This is a genomic window from Acinetobacter sp. YH12045 (assembly GCF_013419925.1).
Lineage (GTDB): Bacteria > Pseudomonadota > Gammaproteobacteria > Pseudomonadales > Moraxellaceae > Acinetobacter > Acinetobacter amyesii.
The window spans coordinates 147,099-166,192 of sequence record NZ_VOZE01000001.1; the positions used below are offsets into that span (position 1 = coordinate 147,099).

The window sequence follows — 19,094 nt, forward strand, 5'->3', positions numbered from 1 at the left end:
TGTATCGATGATTCTGCTTGCTCTGTTGCTTCCTTGAGTGCAATTTTTTAAAGAGCCGTATCTAAAAGAGTTGTATCTAAAGTGCTTGAATGCACAGAAATCACTTTAAGATCGCTATACAAGTGGATGAATAATTTTTAGAATTGAGCTGTATCTCACACTGAAACCTGTTTGAGCTCAATCATGCCGAATACTATAGAACCATCACCAACTCAACTCATGTCTGTGATTCAAACGCAGACAGCTATTGCCAAACTGGGTTTAGATCTAAATGCAGTGATGACCGTAGTGGCAGAACAGGCGCAGCAGATTACACATGCTAAAGGTGCAGTTGTAGAGTTGGCTGAAGATGGTGATATGGTCTATCGTGCAGTGTCTGGCGGGGCGAGCCATTTACTAGGTTTAAGACTACATATTGAAAATAGCTTATCGGGGCTATGTATAGCGCAAAAACAAACACTGTATTGCCAAGATTCGGAAACAGATGCGCGGGTAGATCGCGTGGCATGTCGACGTGTCGGGTTGCGTTCGATGGCTGTGGTGCCATTGATTCACTGTGATGAAGGTGTCGGTGTATTAAAGATTTACTCTGATCAAGTCGATGCCTTTCAGGAAGCTGACTTGCATATATTGAGTTTGATGTCTGAGTTGATCGCTGCGGCGATGTACCATGCGACACGTTTCGGTGCGACAGAGTTATATAAATTGGCAACTCAAGATAGCTTAACAGGTTTAGCTAATCGGGCTTTGTTTGTCGACTTTTTACGCCAAGGGATAGAAAAAGCACGTGCGCAGAAAAAAGTGCTAGGTATCTTGATGATTGATATGGATGGTCTGAAGCCGATTAATGATCAGTTTGGACATCGCATTGGAGATGCTGCACTGAAAGAAATTGCACAGCGCATTTTGCGTGAAACACGTCAAGATGACTTGGTTGCACGCTTGGGCGGCGATGAATTTGCTGTGATCTTAACCAATATTGCCAACTTAGAACGTGCGCAAACGGCGATGAATCGAATCGCAGAAAGTTGCGGACTGCCGTTTGCATTTGAGCAAATGAGCTTGAAAATTGGTGCCAGTATTGGCATGGCTCTATTCCCAGAAGATGCTCAATCTATCGATCAATTGGTCGAAATGGCTGATTTAAAAATGTACGCCAATAAGCGTGAACGGAAACAAATCAATCCTGAATAACTCACTGCCTAAATATCTTACTGCTTAAATAATTCACTCATAGTTATGCAGGTAAATTCGTTCACTACCTTCATATTATCTAAAGTATCGCAAAACGTTTTGATGAAAACTTGTCCTGTCTCAAACAAATGCGGATGACATGACTAAGTATCATTGTTTAATTTAAATCAAAGTGCGCTTAGCATGTGACGGTGCAAGATGATTAAATAATTGAAAAATCATCTAAGGTCATTTGTTTTTTGACTCAAAATAATATTTTGAATTGTTAAGCTGTGCACTATTGCATGGCGAAAAGAGCATGACAATTCAATGAAAGGGATGTCAAAAGATTTATTCATTATTGCGGCAGGTTTTATTGCTGCAATGCATATCGGGAAACTACCGCCCGCAATACCTGTATTACAGCAGCAACTCGGCATTAGCTTTATTCAATCTGGTTTATTGCTTTCATTGGTACAGGGCGCAGGAATGTGCTTTGCATTGTTGATTGGTAGTTATATCCAAAAAATTGGATTTAAACTGTGTATCTTATTGGGCTTAAGTCTATTGACGATAGCAAGTGCATGGGGGAGCTTTGCACAAAGCTTTGATGTCTTGTTGCTACTGCGTGTCATAGAAGGATTTGGCTTCTTATTGGTGACACTCACAGGGCCTGCATTTATCCGTCAGCTTGTACCGCTACAGCACATCAGCGCAAAGATGGGACTGTGGAGTGCTTATATGGGCGGAGGTATGGGCATAGCCTTATTGGTTGCGCCATTTCTAATTGCTCAATATGGTTGGAGTGTGGTTTGGCTCAGTTTCGCTATGATTACTGCAACATTACTACTCTGTATCGCCATGTTTATTCCTCAGCCTCATGTGGCACTGAATACAACACCTATTATTGGTCTCATTAGAGATACTTTGAAACATCCTGCAGCATGGCTTTTGGCGCTCATTTTTGGGACATATGCAGGGCAGTGGTTTGCATTGGTGGGCTTCTTACCGATGATTTATGCGCAAAATCAAATTTCAGCAGAGCTGGCGGGTGCTTTAACAGCCAGTGTTGCCGTTGCGAATGCTGTGGGCACATGGGGTTGCGGACTGTTATTACAGCGTGGTTTTCAAGCTAAAACTTTAGTCCAACTGGGTTTTGCTGTTTTGATCATTTGCTCCTTAGGGTTTTATCTTTCTAAAGACGCGTTACCGTTTTTACTGCAATATTTAACGGTGTTTAGTTTTTCGCTTTTTGGAGGCTTGATTGCTGCGACGGTCTTTGCACAAGCACTGCATTTTGCACCTTATCCTGCGGCAATCAGTACGACGGTCGGCATGATTTTACAATGCTCTGCCATATCACAATTTGTTCTGCCACCTGTGATTGCCACTGTGGTTTCACAAACTGGAGCGTGGTTTTGGGCGGGGATCTTGATGTCAGCATTATCATTCGTTGGAATCCTGCTCAGTCGACGTTTATTTCAAATGCAGTATGGCTCAAATTAAAATTTTGTTAAACCGCTATGTCAGCAACGGCCTTATTGTTTAATCCCAATCAGTAGCGACAAGATGCCTGCTGCAATGAGTGGGCCGACAGGTACACCGCGCAGCATGGCAACACCTGCGACTGTCCCAATCAATAGTCCGGCAACCACATCTGGCTGATTGGACATCAGTTTGACACCACGTCCGCCTAACCATGCGACAAAGACGCCAATGGCGATTGCGACGAGGGATTTCCAACTTAAAAAGGATTTTAAAATCGAATCACCAGGAATTTTTCCGCTAGCGATCGGCGTGAGTACGCCAATGGTTAAAATAATAATGCCAATGTTTAAGCCATATTGTTGCAGATAGGGGAAAAATTCACTTAAAGGCGTGATGCGGAAAACAATCAAGACACCTGCTGCTATGGTGATCGCTGTATTGTGGCTAAAGATGCCACAAGCCAATAACACCAATAACACGATCAGATTTAAATCCAACTCAGACATAGGATATTCGTGAGAAACTTCAATAAATAATCAATAGTGTAGCGCAGAAACATTAAAAACTGGCGTTCAAGATCATTTCCGCTATTTTTCCTGCAAGTTGGCTCGTTGTTCGGTATAAAATAGCAATATATGGTGTTTATTAGGTTGTTCTATGTTTTTGGAAAAAATGCTGCAATCACAAGGTTTTGGTTCGCGTAAATATTGCCAACAGTTGATTAAAAATGGTGCGGTCGAAATACATGGTGAGATTGTAGATAATCCAAAGCAAAAACTGGACTTGAATGATTTAAGCTACAGTGTGAATGGTCAGGACTATGTCTATCGTGAGCATATTTACATTGCATTAAATAAACCCCAAGGTTATGAATGTTCGCATCAGGCAACCCATCATTTTAGTGTTTTTGAATTATTTGATGATGTGTTGTTAAATCGTGGTTTGCAATGCGTCGGGCGACTGGATCAAGACACCACTGGACTGTTGCTGCTCACGGATGATGGTCAATATCTACAAGCGCTGACACACCCTAAAAAGCATGTTGCCAAAGTATATTCGATGCATACCGCAGATCCTGTGACACCTGAGCAAATACAACAATTAGAACAAGGCGTGGAGCTTCGAAACGAAAAAGGCATCTTCGCTGCAACCGATGTACAGCTATTGGCTTCACATCAATTGCAAATGACTGTTCATCAAGGGGTATATCATCAAGTGAAGCGGATGTTGGCGGCTGTCGGCAATAAAGTTGAAACTTTACATCGTGCTCAAATAGGCCAATTAAAGCTTGATGATCTCGCTGAGGGTGAATGGATTTATTTGAATGCAGCGCAAATTGAACAATCGAAATTTCGTGAAAATCTAAATCCACAGTAATGGGTACTGGGCTTTGATACGTCATCAGTTGAAGGATGAATGTGCGGTATTAAAGCCCCTTAATATGTCTGCAATCTACTGATCGAAAGATTCGTTTCTAATATGCGTTGATGATGTATTTAATGCCTAGCAGAGCATTAGCGAATAAAGTAATGATAGGTTTGAAATTCATCATCTTTAATGAAGCCCATCGATTCATAGAGTTGATGTGAGTGATAGTTATTTTTTTGAGTTTCGAGGCTGATTCGAAGCGCACCTTCATGTTGAGCAAAGAGAACCGCAGTATCGATCAATTGTTTGGCTGAACCTTGACGACGATATACAGGGCTGACATAGACATCATCTAAAATATAGTAGGTTGAACAAGCCACAGATGAAAAGCCTAAATACAGTAAGATAAACCCAGTAATCACTTCATCTTTTAGACAAATAAAAATTACGCTTTCATTATTTTCAAAACGTTGTCTTAGAAATTTATATGAAATATCAAGATTAGAAGAGGTGCCATAAAATTGGCGATATTCATCAAATAAAACAGCAAGTGGCTGAAGGTCTGCTTCTGTCGCGCGTCGAACAATCATTTTTTTCTATACTCCATGCTATTTTTATCAGTCTTGCATGAAGCATATCGAAATTTCGAAATTGGTTGATTTATAAATTGTTTATAAATGCGACAGTGTTAAGTTTTGTCACCTTCACCCAAAATTGCATTGAGTTCTTCAAACAAGTCGAGATGATCATCATCTAGTAATGGATCATTATTCAAAATTTCTAATTCCGCAGGACTAATTTCAGTGGTTGAAATAGCTTGGGCTTCTTGTTGTTTTAATTTGCGTAACTTAATCAATTGTTCAATATTGATATTTTGGTTTTCAATAGAGAAGGGGATCGATTTGGTTAAAACAACTTGTTTAAAGAATAGACGTACAGCCTGTGCAGGTGTAATGCCTAATTGTTTAAAAACGGCAAAGGCCTGTTTCTTTTCCTGTGAATCGAGACGGATTTGGTAGACTTCAGTTTTTCTCATATTCTTAGAAAGCTTTTAAATACTTAACTTTTCGCATTTATTCTAATCAAAACTGTTATAAATTCAAGAAAGTTTGGCAGTATTTTATCAATTTAATGTAATGACAATAGATTTACAGTGTCAATTCATAGGCAGAACTGAATTGAAAAGCCTGCTCTGTCACAGGATCGATAAAATCAAGCTGTTTCGCAAGTAGTTGTAAAGGTTGGCTGAAATCGTCATCTGCCTTATGTTGTACTACTGGATAAAAGGGGTCATTTTGAATTGGAATGCCCAAAGCATTTAAATGTACACGAAGTTGGTGTTGCTTGCCGGTATGGGGATTTAATTCATACTTTGCATGGTTTCCATGCTGCTGGAGGAGCTTAATGTATGTTTCACTATTAGGCTCACCATCTAGCAGTTGCATTGTATAAAATGGCTGACCTTTTTCCATACGATAGCGAGTTGTGATTGGGAAATTTAACTCATCTCGATAAGCTGCAATGGCATGATAGGTTTTTTGAACTTGCCGCTTGGCAAACATCTGTTGATATAGCCCACGGCTTTCGACACATTTGGAGAAGAGAACCACACCGGCAGTTTCACGATCTAAACGATGAATCGGTGTCAGGTGTTCAAGCTGCGTTTGTTTTTTGAGTCGAACCAACAAGGTTTCTTGTACATACTGACCGGTCGGACTCATGGTGAGAAAATGCGGTTTATCGACCACGATGAAATGATCATTTTCAAATAAAATCTGATGCTCAAAGGGAACATGGATTTCATGCGCTAAGAATCGATAATAATAAACATGACGATTGGCTTCAAAAGGACTGTCTATCGTTAAAGCGTCACCATCTGCAGCATAGACTAGACCATCCTTAAATCGTTGTTGCCACTCTGCTGCTTGGATATGAGGAAATTGCTCACACAAATATGTATAAACGGTAGAGGCTTGTGTGTGTTGACCGTCAAGGAAGACTTTGCTGGCACTGACACCATTGATCATCGGGGGAGTAAATTCAAAACTGTGCATGAAGAAAGATCTAAAAACTGAGCAAATAAAGCAGAGAACACATCATGAAAAATGCTCAATCTATAGTGTGAACATATCCATTTTAGCCAGTGCGATGCTATCATATTTAATTCTTATGTACATGTTGTGAGTAATATGCAGTATTCATTCAGTCTGGAACTTAATAGTGAAGTCGATACCCAAAACTTAGCTACCGTACTGGCGACGCATTTTACGACGGGTGTAGCGTATTTAATTGGTGACTTGGGTGCAGGAAAGACCACGTTAACACGTTATTTTTTACAACACTTGGGTCATCAAGGTGCGGTAAAAAGTCCAACCTATACATTGGTTGAACCTTACAATATTCAAGGACAAGATATTTTTCATTTTGATTTATATCGTCTGAATGACCCTTATGAGCTTGAGCTTATGGGTATCCGTGATTATTTAGAAACGCCGAACGCCCTATTTTTATTTGAATGGCCATCTAAAGGGGGCGACGAAATCCCTGCGGCTGATTTAATTATTAATATTGAAAAGTCTGCGGATGAAAGCACCCGTACAGCGACTTTAAGCTCTTCTTCAGAAACTTTGCAAAACGCTTTGGAGCAAAAATTTAACCATGCTGAATGAAATCAGTGCCCGCCGCATTCGAACGCTTGATCCTGCCTTAGCCAACCAAATTGCCGCAGGGGAAGTGATTGAACGTCCTGCTTCTGTGGTCAAAGAATTACTGGAAAATTCCATTGATGCAGGGGCGACTGAGCTGATTGTTCGTATTGAACAAGGTGGCAGTACACTGATTGAAATAATAGACAATGGTCGGGGCATCCACCCTGAAGATCTACCTTTGGCGGTCATGCGCCATGCCACAAGTAAAATCCAAACTGCTGAAGATTTGCATGCCATTGTAAGTCTAGGTTTTCGTGGGGAAGCCTTGGCTTCGATCGCTGCGGTGTCTCGTTTGACTTTGACCAGTAGCCAAAATGATGACGGTGTAGGCTATCAGGTCGAAGTAAATGGCACCGCATTTGATTCGCAAGAAATTCAGCCTGTGGCAGCGACGCAAGGCACCACCATCCGTGTGCAAGATTTATTTTTTAATGTGCCTGCACGGCGTAAGTTCCTCAAAAAACCGGGGACTGAGTATGGACATATCGAAGAAATTGTCCGTCGTTTGGCACTGACCCATTTTGATATACGTTTTGTCCTTGAGCATAACAATAGTATTAAGCTGAACTTGCCTATTGCAGACAGTGGCGCGCTCCGTTTTCAGCGGGTACAACAATTATTAGGCCGTCAATTTACTGAAAATGCGTACTGGATAGATGCTGATAGCGTCAATATGCGTCTCAGTGGTTGGTTAGGTCATCCTTCAGATGCACGTGCGCAGGCCGATATGCAATACGTATATGTGAATGGACGTATCGTAAAAGACAAGACCGTTTCACATGCACTTCGCATGGCTTATGACGGTATTTTGCATGGGCATCAACATGCCGCTTATTTGTTGTTTATGGAAGTCGATCCTGAAAATATCGATGTGAATGTGCATCCGACGAAACATGAAATACGTTTTCTAAATCAACGTGAAGTACATGAGTTTGTCCGCCATTTTGCCAAATCGACTTTAGCGCAATTTCAAACTGCGACAGCTGAATTGTCATCTGCAATGAAACTCGATGGGCAGGCACACGAAAATATCATTCCGCAGCCGCGTCATCAGGAACAATTTTCATTACATCAACCCCAGCCAGTTGCAGAGCAAGGCACAAATTTTGTCAGTCCAGAGATCTCAGGTGGACTCACTGACTTTAGTTCGCCAGCAACGGTGCAATATGCTTCTAATCATGCGCCAACAGGACAGGAAGCTTATACACAGCAATATTCAAATGCGTCGAACAATAGTGCTGGATATCAGTCAAATTTAGCGGGTTCCAGACAGCTCAATAATGCATTGCAAAGTTATTTGGCGCCTTTACGTCAAACTGAGTCGTTAAATGATCCGGATACCGCATTGGCTGAACATATTCAGCAGAAAGTCGATGAGCATCCTTTGGGGATTGCCATTGCGCAATTGCATGGTATTTATATTTTGGCCCAAAACACCGAAGGTTTAATCATTGTTGATATGCATGCGGCACATGAGCGCATTGTTTTGCAACAAATGAAAACGGCTTGGGATAAACCTGAGTTTTGGACATCGCAGCAATTGCTGATTCCTAAAGTCGTGAGCATCAGTAGGATGCAAGCGATGCGCGTCGATGAGCTCAAAGAACAATTGGCACGCCTAGGTTTAGAAATAGATCAATATGGCGATGAGCAAGTTATTGTCCGAGGTGTTCCTGCCATTTTGCATAAAGCAGACTTTGATGCGTTGATCCCAGATTTATTAAATGATTTAGACCCAAGTGATCAGGTTGCAGGGTTACTACAAAAGCGCGATCAAATTTTGGCAGGCATGGCCTGTCACGGCGCTGTACGCGCACACCGTATTTTAAGTCTATCTGAAATGAATGCATTACTGCGTCAGATGGAACAAACTGAATTTGCCAGCCAATGTAACCATGGACGTCCGACGTGGCGTGCGTTTCCATTGGCACAGCTAGATAAACTTTTTGCTCGGGGAGAGTAGTTTTACATGTCAAATCAATTGCCGGTCATCAACTTAATGGGACCAACTGCAAGCGGTAAAACCGCCTTGGCATGTGAACTATACGAGCAAGGTGGATTTGAATTAATTTCTGTCGATTCTGCTTTGGTTTTTCAGGATATGGATATTGGTACGGCCAAGCCGAGTAAAGCTGAGTTGGAGAAATATCCACATCATTTGATTGATATTATCAGTCCGCTTGAAGTGTATTCAGCAGCGAACTTTGTAGAAGATGCGTGTGTGCTGATTGATGATATGCATGCACGAGGTAAAACACCGATATTAGTCGGTGGTACGATGTTGTATTACAAGGCTTTATTGGAAGGGTTGTCTTCAAACTTACCGAGTGCAGACTATGCCGTACGTGCTGAAATTGAAGCCAAAGCTGAGTCGCAAGGTTGGGATGCTGTATATGCAGAATTGTGCCATGTCGACCCATTGGCAGGTGAAAAATTTAAACCGAGTGATAAGCAACGGATCATTCGTGCGCTCGAAGTTTTTAAGTTAACCGGTAAACCCATTACGCAGTTACAAGCTGAGCAACCTAAAAACGTACCATACCGATACAATTTTCATAATTACGCATTATTGCCCGACCGATTAGAATTACATGAGCATATAGCTCGACGTCTAAAAATAATGTGGGAAATTGGATTTTTAAATGAAGTGAAAGCTCTCATTGAAAAATACGATTTAGATGAAAATTTACCCTCTATGCGCTCAGTTGGATATCGTCAAGCTTTAGATTTTTTGAAAAATAGTGATCAAAGTAGCGAAAAACAGCGTGAAATGGAGGATAAGGCACTTTTTGCAACACGACAACTTGCAAAACGTCAATATACTTGGTTAAGATCTTTGCAAGAAACGCATAAATTTACTACATATTTAACTGCGCAGCAGGCTCAAGAAGACTTGCGAAAGTGCTACGGATAAAGCAAAATTTACAGACTACCTTTTTGATAATTTTTAATTGAAAAGTAAAGGTAGCTTTTGCGCTGATTTTTATTATTTTTTGGAGTTATAACATGTCTAAAGGTCAAACTTTACAAGATCCGTTCTTAAATTCTCTCCGTAAAGAACGTATTCCAGTGTCGATCTTCCTTGTAAACGGTATTAAATTGCAAGGTCATATTGAATCTTTCGACCAATACGTTGTTTTATTAAAAAATACTGTAAGCCAAATGGTTTACAAACACGCTATTTCAACTGTTGTTCCAGCACGTAACCCACGTCCTGCTGGTGCTCCTGCAGGTGCTCAAGGCGCTGCCGGCTTCGGTGGTCAACAAGGCGGCTTCGGCGGTCAACAAGGTGGCTTCGGTGGCCAAGGCGGCTTTGGTGGTCAAGGTGGCTTCGGTGGTCAAGGTGGCTTCGGTGGTCAAGGTGGCTTCGGTGGTCAAGGTGGTTTTGGCTCTCAAGGTGGCTTCGGTGGTCAAGGTGGCTTCGGTGGTCAAAGTGGTTTCGGCGCTCAAAATGCTGGTTTTGATGGCGAAACTAAATTTGAAGATGCTCAAGACGACGAAAACAACAATCGTTAATTGAATTAAAAAAACCTCCCAAATGGGAGGTTTTTTTGCCTATAAAAGAGTAGATTGTTTTCACAAAGGGTATGTAATAATTACTAAAGTGCTGAATGATGATAAGAATCGACATAAAAAAACCAGCCGAAGCTGGTTTTTTGTTTATTCACTTATTTCTTTTTACGATCTAGAGTAGGATCTTTAATTTCAACATAGGCATTGTTGCGAATTTCACGTAACCAGCTGTCCAGTTCAGTGTCAAATTGACGCTCACCTAAAATCTGACGGGCCATACGTTCTTGTACTTCATGTGTCATATCTTGTTGACGTGTATCGGTCACTTGAAGGATGTGCCAACCAAACTGTGACTGAAAAGGCTTGCTGATTTCACCTTTCGCTGTTGATTTCATCATTGCTTCAAATTCTGGAACCATCACACCTGGGCTAACCCAACCTAAACTACCACCATTGGCAGCAGAACCAGTGTCATTCGAGAACGTTGAAGCCAAGACCGCAAAATCTTCACCCTTTTGCAGGCGATTATACAAGTTGTCGATCATTTGCTTGGCATTTTCAGGACTCACGACCTCAGATGGTTGAATCAGGATATGGCGAGTTTGGTATTGAGGAACAATGGCTTTTTGTTCTCCACTTTTACGGTCGACCAATTTTAAAACATGAACGCCATCACGTACTGAAATTAGTTCAGTGGTTTGACCAACTTGCAAAGGTGCTACACGTGCAGCAAGTTCATCTGGAATATCAGATAAGTTGCGGAAGCCCATATCGGCACCGTCAACTTTAATGTCTTTGGTGCTGTATTTGCTAGTAATCGCTTTTACATCGTTACTTGCTGCAAGTTCTTTACGAATTTCTTCCGCGATTTTAACGGCATTATCACTGCTAGCTACACGTACATGTAAGACATGAACTTGATTACCTAACGCAGCTTGACCTTGTGGTGAGCTTAAGAAGTTTTTCACATCTTGGTCACTGATTTGAATGCGAGAAGTGACCAACTGTTGGCGTAGACGTTGTAAAGCGATGTCTTCAGCGATGCGTGCACGTAAACCTGCATAGGTATTTGGCGCAACAGCATCTAATTTTTGCTGAAACGCTTCTAAGCTTGGGGAGCCTGCGTCTTTTGCAACTTTAAGTACGGCTTCATTGAGCGATTTTTCATCCGCTTTGACATTATATCGTTTAACCTGTTCAAGCTGTGCTTGGCGCGAAATCAGCTGTTCTAAAGCTTGTTGCTGCAAATATTCAGTCGGTGGGACGGTTTGTTTTTTTGCTTGAAATTGATGAGTGATCTCGGCAATGCTTTGATCAAGATCACTACGTAGAATCACGCTATTGTCAACGACAGCTACAATTTCATCTTTAGGTTGCGCAGCAGCAAATACAGATACAGAAGTCGATAGGCAAAGTGCCAAAGCTGACGCTTTAAAAATTTGTTTTAACTGTTTTGTCTTCATTAACGTTCTGTCCAAGATTGATTAATATTGTTAAAACCCAACACTCGGTTTTCAAGCAAAGAGGTTAATTTATTGTTGAAGCCACCTAAACCTTTTAGGGTGAACTCCGCCATAATGGCACGTTTTGGTTTAACATCTGAAGATGTTACATCATCTAAATCGTTATAGTACGAACGACCATAAACTGAAACACCCCAGCAGCATGACTCGTAGTTCACACCCAGTAAATATTCACGCGCAATACTGTTGTCGAGGTCATATTGTGCATGACCAATAATACGCCAGTTATTGTGTATAGGTTGAATAAACGATGCTACTGCTTGGTCATAGCTGTCTTGGCGGTTAGGAATGTCTTTACGATAGAAATAACCGACATTGTATAAATTGCCTTTATTTCCTGTGTAATACATTTGAATATCGCGCTGAGCATTATCACCATTCGCCATCCATGCTGAATTGGCATTCACACTGATGCTGTCAGATAGTTGGCTAGAAATGCTCACGACAGGGCCGGTATGGCGTTCGGTATCAAATTTATCAGAGACGTTGTTCAGTGTGACACGACGGTCTTCAAAATAGAAACTTTGACCAATGCTAGCTTTTAAACGCTCAAGACCAATATCATCAAATAAACTATAGCTCAAGCCTAGAGATGCGAAGTTGTTGTCTTCTAAACGGTCATTACCATAGAACCGACGCGGACTAAATAACTGGTCATAATTAATTGACGCTGTGGTTGAGTCAAAGTTCGGGTTGGTGTCTTGGTTTTTGTATGGAGAATACGCATAGAAAAAGCGAGGCGTTAAGGTTTGTAGATAACGACCTTCGCGCTCCATCACAAGACCCGCATCTAAAGTGAATTGCGGTACAACGACCGATTTACTTTCATTTGATGAACTAATGTTTTGTGCATTAACAGTGTCTTGATCGTAAATCGTGTTGACGTTACGAATAGACACTTCTGGTATTACAAAAGACCATGGGTTACGATAGTTATAACGCACACTAAAGTCGTTATAAATACGTGCACCACTTGGCTCATACATTGGCGAATCGCCAGTATTGCTTGGAATATTATTACTACGTAAGTTCTTTTTGAAGTAAGCCGTATCATTGTTAAATTCGTACTGTAAGCCGAGCGGATTACCAGTCTTGTAGTTCAGTAGGAATTGCGGCAAGCGCGCATATGGACGGTCTTCATCACTGACAGTTTTATCCAGTGTTTGGAAGTCTTCCACTTTAAGCTGTGCTTTTAGGCCAGGGACACCATTTTTATAATTGAGTTCCCATGCACGGCGTAAGTTCAGGTCAGTTTTTGAGTTTGGATTATTATTGAGATCTGAGAAATAGTCTTTATCAGATGCATAATTGTATTCTAAATTGGTTGTAAATTGATCGTTAATTTTCCAGTTGTGGAGGAAATGTAAGTCTTTACGATCCTGATCATCATACTTTTGGTCGGATGGTAAATAACCACCCCACACCATCCCTGAACCAAAGTTTTCAGTGAGATAGCGGAATTCGCCTTCCATCATTGGACCGCGGTCTGCAATATAACGTGGTGTGACCGTTGCATCATAGTTTGGTGCAAGGTTGAGATAGACGGGAACGGCAAGTTCAACACCACCATCATTGGTAAAACCAAAGCTTGGGGTCAAAATACCTGTGGTACGACGGTCATCAATCGGGAAGTTGAAATAGGGCACAGCCATCACAGGTACGTTTTTTACATATAATGTTGTACCTTTGGTTTCACCACGACCAGTTTCTTGATTCAGCTTAATTTTGTCTGCTTGAATTTTCCACGTTGGTTTTTCATCAGGTGGACAAGTGGTATAAACAGCGTTTTCTAATTCGAGTGTTTCGGTTGAAGTACGTGAAATTTTTTCAGCACGACCATGCGCATGCTGCTGTTCAGCAATAAAGAAGCTGTTATTTAAATCACCCTGTTGGGTTTTTAAATTGTAATCTATTGAATCGCTTTGAGAAATCAGCCCTGACTGTGCCATTTGTACGCGGCCAGAAGCATTCGCATAGGTTTGGGTTTTATCAATTTTGATTTGATCGGCACGAATTTGACGACCTTCTTGGTCAATCAGAACATTACCTTCAAGAATGGAGTCGCCATTCGGGTCAAAATGACCATAGTCTGCGGTAATGGTGGAGGTTGCATCTTCAGGTGCGACTGCTTTCGTTGTTGGAGCAACTGGGGTAATCCAGGTGCCTGTACAAAACGCAGAACTTAATTGATTGGTGTTGCGAATCTGTGCTTCAGGTGCAGATTTATCGACATAATATTGTTCGAAGAACTGCTGCCCCGGATAAGCTTCTGAAATGCTTTGTTTGAGTTGTTCTGTATCGTCATCCGTGGACGGGTTTGAAACAGGTGCTGCATAGCTTGGTAACGAGCTACCACATAGAAGGGTTAAGATCGCAGTCGCTAAAGGATTAAATTTAAACTGATGCTTCATTTGTCTCATTAACCAGGTATGCTTAATCGCAATTAATTATTGTCGCATCATAGAGAAAAAGTTGATAAGTAGCTACACTTAGCACTTTAAAAACTCAGCCTGTATTAGAATTTATCGCAAATGAATACACAACGTGAACAATTGATACAAACATGGATTTCATCTGTACTCGGTTCAGATCAATTTGAAATTAACTTCTTAGCAGGCGATGCAAGCTTCCGTCGTTATGCACGAATCAAATTGAATAATAAAACATTTATGCTCATGGATGCACCACCAGAAAAAGAAGATTGTGGTCCTTTTGTGTCGATTGATGAATTTTTTGATGCACATGGCGTGCGTGTACCACATATCGTGGCCAAAGACCTCGATCAAGGCTTCTTATTGTTAGAAGATTTTGGTGATGTTTTATTGTCGACGTTGTTGAATGATCAAACCGTAGACGCACATTATGCTCAAAGTTTTAAACAGTTGATTCAATTGCAGTCAATTGATGGAACTGCTCATTTTCCTGCATATGCCTATGAAAAGCTGATTTCTGAAATGGAGCTGTTAACCGATTGGTTATTGCCATCTCTACAAGTGCAGCCTACTGAAGAAGAATCGGCACTGATTAAACGAACCTTTGCTATCTTAGCCAATGCTGCATTGGCTCAGCCTCAAGTGATTGTGCATCGTGATTTTCATAGCCGTAATTTGATGGTACTTGATGGTGAGCAAGATCAGGGTGTGATTGACTTCCAAGATGCTGTGATTGGTGCAGATACTTATGATTTGATTTCTATTACACGTGATGCCTATGTGCAGTGGAATGCAGATCGCGTTTATGCATGGTTTAAAACGTTCTATGATTTGTTGCCTGCATCGGCTAAAGATGGTCGTAGCTTTGAGCAATTCAAACAAGACGCCGACCTGATGGCGATTCAACGTCATATCAAAATTTTAGGTATTTTTGTGCGCTTATTTGAGCGTGATGGTAAGTCGGGTTATCTCAAAGATTTGCCGCGTGTGATGTGGTATTTACTTGAAGAAAGTAAACCATATGCAGAATTACAACCTTTTATGCAATTTATTCGCGCTAAAGTATTGCCGAAATTTGAAGCCAAATACGGCACTTATGAGGTTGTTGCATAATGAAAGCCATGATTTTAGCGGCGGGTCTCGGAAATCGGATGCGCCCTTTAACATTGTATAAGCCAAAGCCTTTGCTTGAAGTGGGTGGAAAACCACTGATTGTTTGGCATATAGAAAAGCTAAAAAAAATTGGCGTAACTGAAATCATCATCAATTCTGCATGGCTTGCAGATATCCTGATTGGTGCTTTGGGTGATGGTTCGCAGTTTGGTGTGAATATTCGCTGGACACGTGAAGCGGAAGGTCTGGAAACAGCCGGTGGCATTATTAATGCTTTACCTTTGCTTGGGACAGAACCGTTTATTTTGGTGAATGGTGACGTTTGGACGACCTACGATTTTTCAGCTTTGCTCAATATTGAGCTAAAAGATGACTTGGCACACTTGGTCTATGTGACTAACCCAACGCAACATCCAAAGGGTGATTTTATCTTGGATGCTGGGCGTAGTTATACCTTTGAGCAAGAACATACAGGCGAGGCACTCACCTATAGCGGAATCGCAGTTATACATCCAAACATGTTTAATGGATTGGAAGCTGGCAAGCGTCCGCTCGCACCTTTATTGAAACAAGCTATGTTGGATGGAAAAATTTCTGCAGAGAAAATGCAAACTGCGTGGGTTGATGTTGGCACACCTGAGCGTTTAAGTGATCTAGATCTACAGATTCGCCAAGGCATGTACAATTAAGTGCATATTCGCTAAGCGTTAGCTACTGTTCCACGGCTTAGAAATCGGTATACTTCAGTTAATTTTTATTGAGATGTCTTCTTTATGCATCCTTTTTTTCAAGACTTAAAGCAAGGTAGTCAAAAGCTTGGCTTAGATTTGAGTGAAGAAGCATTAAATCTATTGCTGAAATACCAAGATGCCCTAGTGCTGTGGAACAAAGCGTATAACTTGACTGCTATTCGTGATCCTAAAGAAATGTTGGTTAAGCATTTATTGGATAGCTTAAGTATCCTAAATGATTTGCCTGCAGGTCGTTTATTGGATATCGGTACGGGGGGTGGCATGCCGGGCATGATCATTGCACTGTGTCAGCCTGAACGTGAATGTGTTCTTTTAGATGCCAATGGTAAAAAAATTCGATTCTTAAAACAATTTATTGCTGACTTAAAACTAAAAAATGTCATTGCGGTACAAACACGTGTCGAAAATGAAGACAGTATTAATGAACTGGGTCAGTTTGATGTGATTACCAGTCGTGCGTTTGCATCGTTAACGGATTTTGTGGATGCGTCTAAACCGTATATGCATGAGCAAAGTATTATTGCGTCGATGAAAGGCTTAATTCCTGAAGAAGAAGTTGAAACACTAAAAAGTGATTTCAAGATTGATATCGTTGCATTACAAGTTCCACGACTTGATGAGCAGCGTCATTTAATTTTTCTTAAACGTATTTAAAATTTTCAAAGGACTGGGGTTACCATGGCTCAAATTATTGCGATTGCAAACCAAAAGGGTGGCGTAGGTAAAACCACAACGGCTGTGAACTTGGCTGCATCTCTAGCCATATTAAAAAAACGAGTTTTACTTGTGGACATGGATTCACAAGGCAATGCCACGATGGGTTCGGGCATTCAAAAAAATGATTTGTTGTATTCAGTCACGGATGTCTTACTTGGTGAAGTGCCGATTGAAACCGCTATTTATAAAGCGGAAGTGGGCTATAAAGTTTTAGGTGCAAACCGTGACTTAGCTGGCGTTGAACTGGCGATTGCGGATCAAGACGGTCGTGAGTTTATTTTACGTGAAGCGTTGGCAAGCGTTGAAAAAGACTTCGACTATATTATTGTCGATTGTGCACCAAGTTTAAGTTTGATCACTGTCAATGCCCTTGCAGCGGTACGTGCGGTGCTGATTCCAATGCAGTGTGAATATTATGCCTTGGAAGGTTTGGCTGACTTAACCCAAACCATTGACCGTATTCAGCAAGCTTTAAACCCAGATCTAGAGATCGTGGGTGTGCTTCGTACCATGTACGATGCGCGTAATGCCTTAACACGTGATGTGTCTGCTGAGCTTGAACAATACTTCGGTCAGAAACTTTATGACACGGTCATTCCGCGTAATATTCGTTTGGCTGAAGCGCCTGCGCACGGTTTGCCAGTGATTTATTTTGAAAAAAGCTCGAAGGGTGCAGTTGCTTATTTGAACTTGGCAGCTGAGATGTTAAAAAAAACCAAAGTAAAAAAAGGAACTAAAGCATGACCGTAAAAAAACGCGGACTGGCTAAAGGTCGTGGTCTGGATGCCTTACTCGGCTCAATCCAAAAAGAAAAACTACAGCTCGAAGCAAAAGCTTTAGATCATGGACAGTTAAAACAAATTGATGTGCATTTATTGAAACGCGGCGAGTATCAACCGCGTCGTTTCATTAAAGAACAAGATTTACAAGAACTTGCTGCATCGATTGAAAAGCATGGTGTCATGCAACCAATCGTGATTCGTCCTGTCGAAGATGAAAAGCATCCCTACGAAATTATTGCCGGTGAGCGTCGTTGGCGTGCGGCTCAGCTTGCAGGTTTAACTGAAGTACCTGCCATAGTTCGTGACTTGAGTGACCAAGTGGCAATTGCCTTGGCATTGATTGAAAACATTCAACGTCAAGATCTGAACCCGATCGATCAAGCTATGGCTTTACAACGCTTCCATGACGAGTTCGGTTTAAGTCATCAAGAGATTGCCGATACGGTAGGTAAAGCACGTACCACAATTAGTAACTTGCTACGCCTCTTGTCTTTAGCGGATCAAGTCAAAGACTTTATGCAGCAAGGTTTGCTCGATATGGGGCATGCACGTGCGATCTTGACGTTAAAAGCCAAAGATCAGCTTAAAGTTGCCGAAATGGTGATTGAAAAAAGTATGTCTGTACGTCAAACCGAACAATTTGTTCGTGATTTGAATGCACCAAAACAACAAAAAGCCAAACCAAGTGTTTCATCAGACATTCAACAACTGACACAACGTCTCTCTGACCGTTTCAGTGCAGATGTGAAAATTGATCATAATAAACAAGGGAAAGGTAAGCTGGTGATTAGCTACCATACTCTTGAAGAGCTGGATGGCATTTTAAATATTTGTCTAGCTGAATAATTTTTAAAATCGATTTATTGGGGAAAATCAAATGTGGGAATTAGTCAAAGCGGGCGGGTGGTTAATGATCCCGCTCGTCATTTGTTCGATCTTTACGGTAGCCATTACCATTGAGCGCTTTATTCGTTTAAAAAAATCTATGGTGTTGCCAAAAGACTTGATGATGAATGTGAACACATCAGTGAAAGATGTGGTGCAACAGCTAAAGCAAAGTCCAACTTTACAGCAAAGTACATTGGGTCGTGTCTTGGATGCAGGTTACGCTAGTAAAGATCAAAACGAGCAATATGCACGTGCGCAAATGGAAGTGACAGCATCACAAGAAATTGGTTATTTAGAAAAAAATATCAACTTTTTGGGCACTTTAAGTGCTGTTGCACCGTTACTGGGTTTATTGGGTACGGTGATCGGTATCATTGAAGCATTCTTAATGATTGATATTGGTACTAATAGTGATCCAGTGTTAATGATGCCGGGTATTTCAAAAGCCTTGATTACCACTGCTGCCGGTATGTTAATTGCTGTGCCTGCATTATTTGCGCATCGTTATTTCCAACGTTTGGTTCAGGAATATGTGGCTGAGTTAGAACAGCAGTCGACATTATTTCATGCCGCTTTGTTTTATAAAAAAACACCTGAAGTAGAAAGTCAGGACATTCAGAAAGCCAGCTGAGTGGAG

At 41.3% G+C, this 19,094-nt stretch carries 19 protein-coding genes; 13 read left to right on the forward strand and 6 right to left on the reverse strand.

Annotation, left to right across the window (positions count from 1 at the left end; genetic code table 11):
* Window positions 1-183 precede the first annotated feature (183 nt).
* On the forward strand, window positions 184-1,194 hold the full coding sequence (locus tag FTU02_RS00800; protein ID WP_078193686.1) for a sensor domain-containing diguanylate cyclase: 1,011 nt from the start codon (window positions 184-186) through the stop codon (window positions 1,192-1,194).
* 318 nt (window positions 1,195-1,512) lie between these two features.
* Window positions 1,513-2,679 (forward strand): CynX/NimT family MFS transporter, encoded by a 1,167-nt coding sequence (locus FTU02_RS00805; protein WP_257232732.1) that lies wholly within the window; start codon window positions 1,513-1,515, stop codon window positions 2,677-2,679.
* 32 nt (window positions 2,680-2,711) lie between these two features.
* Here FTU02_RS00805 and FTU02_RS00810 read toward each other — a convergent pair whose 3' ends face one another.
* Window positions 2,712-3,167 carry a DUF441 domain-containing protein gene (locus tag FTU02_RS00810; protein ID WP_180155304.1) on the reverse strand — a complete coding sequence of 152 codons (456 nt, stop codon included), beginning with the start codon at window positions 3,165-3,167 and terminating at the stop codon, window positions 2,712-2,714.
* A gap of 151 nt (window positions 3,168-3,318) precedes the next feature.
* Here FTU02_RS00810 and FTU02_RS00815 point away from each other — a divergent pair, with 151 nt between their 5' ends.
* Entirely contained in the window at window positions 3,319-4,038 is a 720-nt protein-coding gene (locus FTU02_RS00815) for a pseudouridine synthase (protein WP_180155307.1), read from the forward strand.
* A 137-nt stretch (window positions 4,039-4,175) separates the two neighbouring features.
* Here FTU02_RS00815 and FTU02_RS00820 read toward each other — a convergent pair whose 3' ends face one another.
* From FTU02_RS00820 to FTU02_RS00830, 3 genes are all read right to left on the reverse strand, one after another.
* Window positions 4,176-4,619 carry a GNAT family N-acetyltransferase gene (locus tag FTU02_RS00820; RefSeq protein ID WP_180155308.1) on the reverse strand — a complete coding sequence of 148 codons (444 nt, stop codon included), beginning with the start codon at window positions 4,617-4,619 and terminating at the stop codon, window positions 4,176-4,178.
* 98 nt (window positions 4,620-4,717) lie between these two features.
* Window positions 4,718-5,065 carry a type II toxin-antitoxin system RelB/DinJ family antitoxin gene (locus FTU02_RS00825; protein ID WP_078189014.1) on the reverse strand — a complete coding sequence of 116 codons (348 nt, stop codon included), beginning with the start codon at window positions 5,063-5,065 and terminating at the stop codon, window positions 4,718-4,720.
* Between the two features lie 112 nt (window positions 5,066-5,177).
* On the reverse strand, window positions 5,178-6,083 hold the full coding sequence (locus FTU02_RS00830; protein ID WP_180155310.1) for a pseudouridine synthase: 906 nt from the start codon (window positions 6,081-6,083) through the stop codon (window positions 5,178-5,180).
* Between the two features lie 135 nt (window positions 6,084-6,218).
* On the opposite strand from FTU02_RS00830, the gene tsaE reads away from it, so the two are divergent.
* The 4 genes from tsaE to hfq all read left to right on the forward strand — a co-directional run bounded on the left by tsaE (window position 6,219) and on the right by hfq (window position 10,253).
* Window positions 6,219-6,698, forward strand: coding sequence for a tRNA (adenosine(37)-N6)-threonylcarbamoyltransferase complex ATPase subunit type 1 TsaE (tsaE, locus tag FTU02_RS00835; protein ID WP_180022517.1), 480 nt, complete (start codon window positions 6,219-6,221; stop codon window positions 6,696-6,698).
* Window positions 6,688-8,700, forward strand: coding sequence for a DNA mismatch repair endonuclease MutL (gene mutL / locus FTU02_RS00840; RefSeq protein ID WP_180155312.1), 2,013 nt, complete (start codon window positions 6,688-6,690; stop codon window positions 8,698-8,700). Before tsaE ends, mutL begins: the two co-directional genes overlap by 11 nt.
* A gap of 6 nt (window positions 8,701-8,706) precedes the next feature.
* Window positions 8,707-9,651 (forward strand): tRNA (adenosine(37)-N6)-dimethylallyltransferase MiaA, encoded by a 945-nt coding sequence (gene miaA, locus FTU02_RS00845; protein ID WP_180155314.1) that lies wholly within the window; start codon window positions 8,707-8,709, stop codon window positions 9,649-9,651.
* A 92-nt stretch (window positions 9,652-9,743) separates the two neighbouring features.
* On the forward strand, window positions 9,744-10,253 hold the full coding sequence (gene hfq / locus FTU02_RS00850; RefSeq protein ID WP_180155316.1) for an RNA chaperone Hfq: 510 nt from the start codon (window positions 9,744-9,746) through the stop codon (window positions 10,251-10,253).
* 152 nt (window positions 10,254-10,405) lie between these two features.
* Here hfq and FTU02_RS00855 read toward each other — a convergent pair whose 3' ends face one another.
* Window positions 10,406-11,713, reverse strand: coding sequence for a peptidylprolyl isomerase (locus FTU02_RS00855; protein WP_180155318.1), 1,308 nt, complete (start codon window positions 11,711-11,713; stop codon window positions 10,406-10,408).
* Entirely contained in the window at window positions 11,713-14,184 is a 2,472-nt protein-coding gene (locus tag FTU02_RS00860) for an LPS-assembly protein LptD (RefSeq protein WP_180155320.1), read from the reverse strand. The genes FTU02_RS00855 and FTU02_RS00860 overlap by 1 nt, the downstream gene beginning before the upstream one ends.
* Before the next feature lie 120 nt (window positions 14,185-14,304).
* Between FTU02_RS00860 and FTU02_RS00865 the strand changes: the two genes are divergently transcribed.
* The 6 genes from FTU02_RS00865 to FTU02_RS00890 all read left to right on the forward strand — a co-directional run bounded on the left by FTU02_RS00865 (window position 14,305) and on the right by FTU02_RS00890 (window position 19,088).
* On the forward strand, window positions 14,305-15,318 hold the full coding sequence (locus FTU02_RS00865) for an aminoglycoside phosphotransferase family protein (protein ID WP_111885068.1): 1,014 nt from the start codon (window positions 14,305-14,307) through the stop codon (window positions 15,316-15,318).
* Window positions 15,318-16,007: an N-acetylmuramate alpha-1-phosphate uridylyltransferase MurU gene (murU, locus tag FTU02_RS00870; protein WP_180155322.1), complete on the forward strand. Its 690-nt coding sequence runs from the start codon at window positions 15,318-15,320 to the stop codon at window positions 16,005-16,007. Before FTU02_RS00865 ends, murU begins: the two co-directional genes overlap by 1 nt.
* An 84-nt stretch (window positions 16,008-16,091) precedes the next feature.
* The gene (gene rsmG / locus FTU02_RS00875; protein WP_078188959.1) at window positions 16,092-16,724 is read left to right on the forward strand and encodes a 16S rRNA (guanine(527)-N(7))-methyltransferase RsmG; all 633 of its coding nucleotides are present in this window, start codon (window positions 16,092-16,094) and stop codon (window positions 16,722-16,724) included.
* 24 nt (window positions 16,725-16,748) lie between these two features.
* Entirely contained in the window at window positions 16,749-17,531 is a 783-nt protein-coding gene (locus FTU02_RS00880) for a ParA family protein (protein WP_078188958.1), read from the forward strand.
* On the forward strand, window positions 17,528-18,415 hold the full coding sequence (locus FTU02_RS00885; protein ID WP_168378888.1) for a ParB/RepB/Spo0J family partition protein: 888 nt from the start codon (window positions 17,528-17,530) through the stop codon (window positions 18,413-18,415). Before FTU02_RS00880 ends, FTU02_RS00885 begins: the two co-directional genes overlap by 4 nt.
* A gap of 31 nt (window positions 18,416-18,446) precedes the next feature.
* Window positions 18,447-19,088 (forward strand): MotA/TolQ/ExbB proton channel family protein, encoded by a 642-nt coding sequence (locus FTU02_RS00890; RefSeq protein ID WP_180059024.1) that lies wholly within the window; start codon window positions 18,447-18,449, stop codon window positions 19,086-19,088.
* The last annotated feature ends 6 nt before the right edge of the window (window positions 19,089-19,094 follow it).

What these genes read in the sequence shown, in the direction of transcription:
- FTU02_RS00880 (WP_078188958.1), top strand. Translation starts at nt 16,749, where the DNA reads ATGGCTCAAATTATTGCGATTGCAAACCAAAAGGGTGGCGTAGGTAAA.
- FTU02_RS00890 (WP_180059024.1), top strand. Translation starts at nt 18,447, where the DNA reads ATGTGGGAATTAGTCAAAGCGGGCGGGTGGTTAATGATCCCGCTCGTC.
- FTU02_RS00800 (WP_078193686.1), top strand. Translation starts at nt 184, where the DNA reads ATGCCGAATACTATAGAACCATCACCAACTCAACTCATGTCTGTGATT.
- FTU02_RS00860 (WP_180155320.1), bottom strand. Translation starts at nt 14,184, where the DNA reads ATGAAGCATCAGTTTAAATTTAATCCTTTAGCGACTGCGATCTTAACC.
- FTU02_RS00805 (WP_257232732.1), top strand. Translation starts at nt 1,513, where the DNA reads ATGTCAAAAGATTTATTCATTATTGCGGCAGGTTTTATTGCTGCAATG.
- FTU02_RS00830 (WP_180155310.1), bottom strand. Translation starts at nt 6,083, where the DNA reads ATGCACAGTTTTGAATTTACTCCCCCGATGATCAATGGTGTCAGTGCC.
- FTU02_RS00825 (WP_078189014.1), bottom strand. Translation starts at nt 5,065, where the DNA reads ATGAGAAAAACTGAAGTCTACCAAATCCGTCTCGATTCACAGGAAAAG.
- miaA (WP_180155314.1), top strand. Translation starts at nt 8,707, where the DNA reads ATGTCAAATCAATTGCCGGTCATCAACTTAATGGGACCAACTGCAAGC.
- mutL (WP_180155312.1), top strand. Translation starts at nt 6,688, where the DNA reads ATGCTGAATGAAATCAGTGCCCGCCGCATTCGAACGCTTGATCCTGCC.
- hfq (WP_180155316.1), top strand. Translation starts at nt 9,744, where the DNA reads ATGTCTAAAGGTCAAACTTTACAAGATCCGTTCTTAAATTCTCTCCGT.
- FTU02_RS00865 (WP_111885068.1), top strand. Translation starts at nt 14,305, where the DNA reads ATGAATACACAACGTGAACAATTGATACAAACATGGATTTCATCTGTA.
- tsaE (WP_180022517.1), top strand. Translation starts at nt 6,219, where the DNA reads ATGCAGTATTCATTCAGTCTGGAACTTAATAGTGAAGTCGATACCCAA.
- FTU02_RS00820 (WP_180155308.1), bottom strand. Translation starts at nt 4,619, where the DNA reads ATGATTGTTCGACGCGCGACAGAAGCAGACCTTCAGCCACTTGCTGTT.
- rsmG (WP_078188959.1), top strand. Translation starts at nt 16,092, where the DNA reads ATGCATCCTTTTTTTCAAGACTTAAAGCAAGGTAGTCAAAAGCTTGGC.
- FTU02_RS00855 (WP_180155318.1), bottom strand. Translation starts at nt 11,713, where the DNA reads ATGAAGACAAAACAGTTAAAACAAATTTTTAAAGCGTCAGCTTTGGCA.
- murU (WP_180155322.1), top strand. Translation starts at nt 15,318, where the DNA reads ATGAAAGCCATGATTTTAGCGGCGGGTCTCGGAAATCGGATGCGCCCT.
- FTU02_RS00885 (WP_168378888.1), top strand. Translation starts at nt 17,528, where the DNA reads ATGACCGTAAAAAAACGCGGACTGGCTAAAGGTCGTGGTCTGGATGCC.
- FTU02_RS00810 (WP_180155304.1), bottom strand. Translation starts at nt 3,167, where the DNA reads ATGTCTGAGTTGGATTTAAATCTGATCGTGTTATTGGTGTTATTGGCT.
- FTU02_RS00815 (WP_180155307.1), top strand. Translation starts at nt 3,319, where the DNA reads ATGTTTTTGGAAAAAATGCTGCAATCACAAGGTTTTGGTTCGCGTAAA.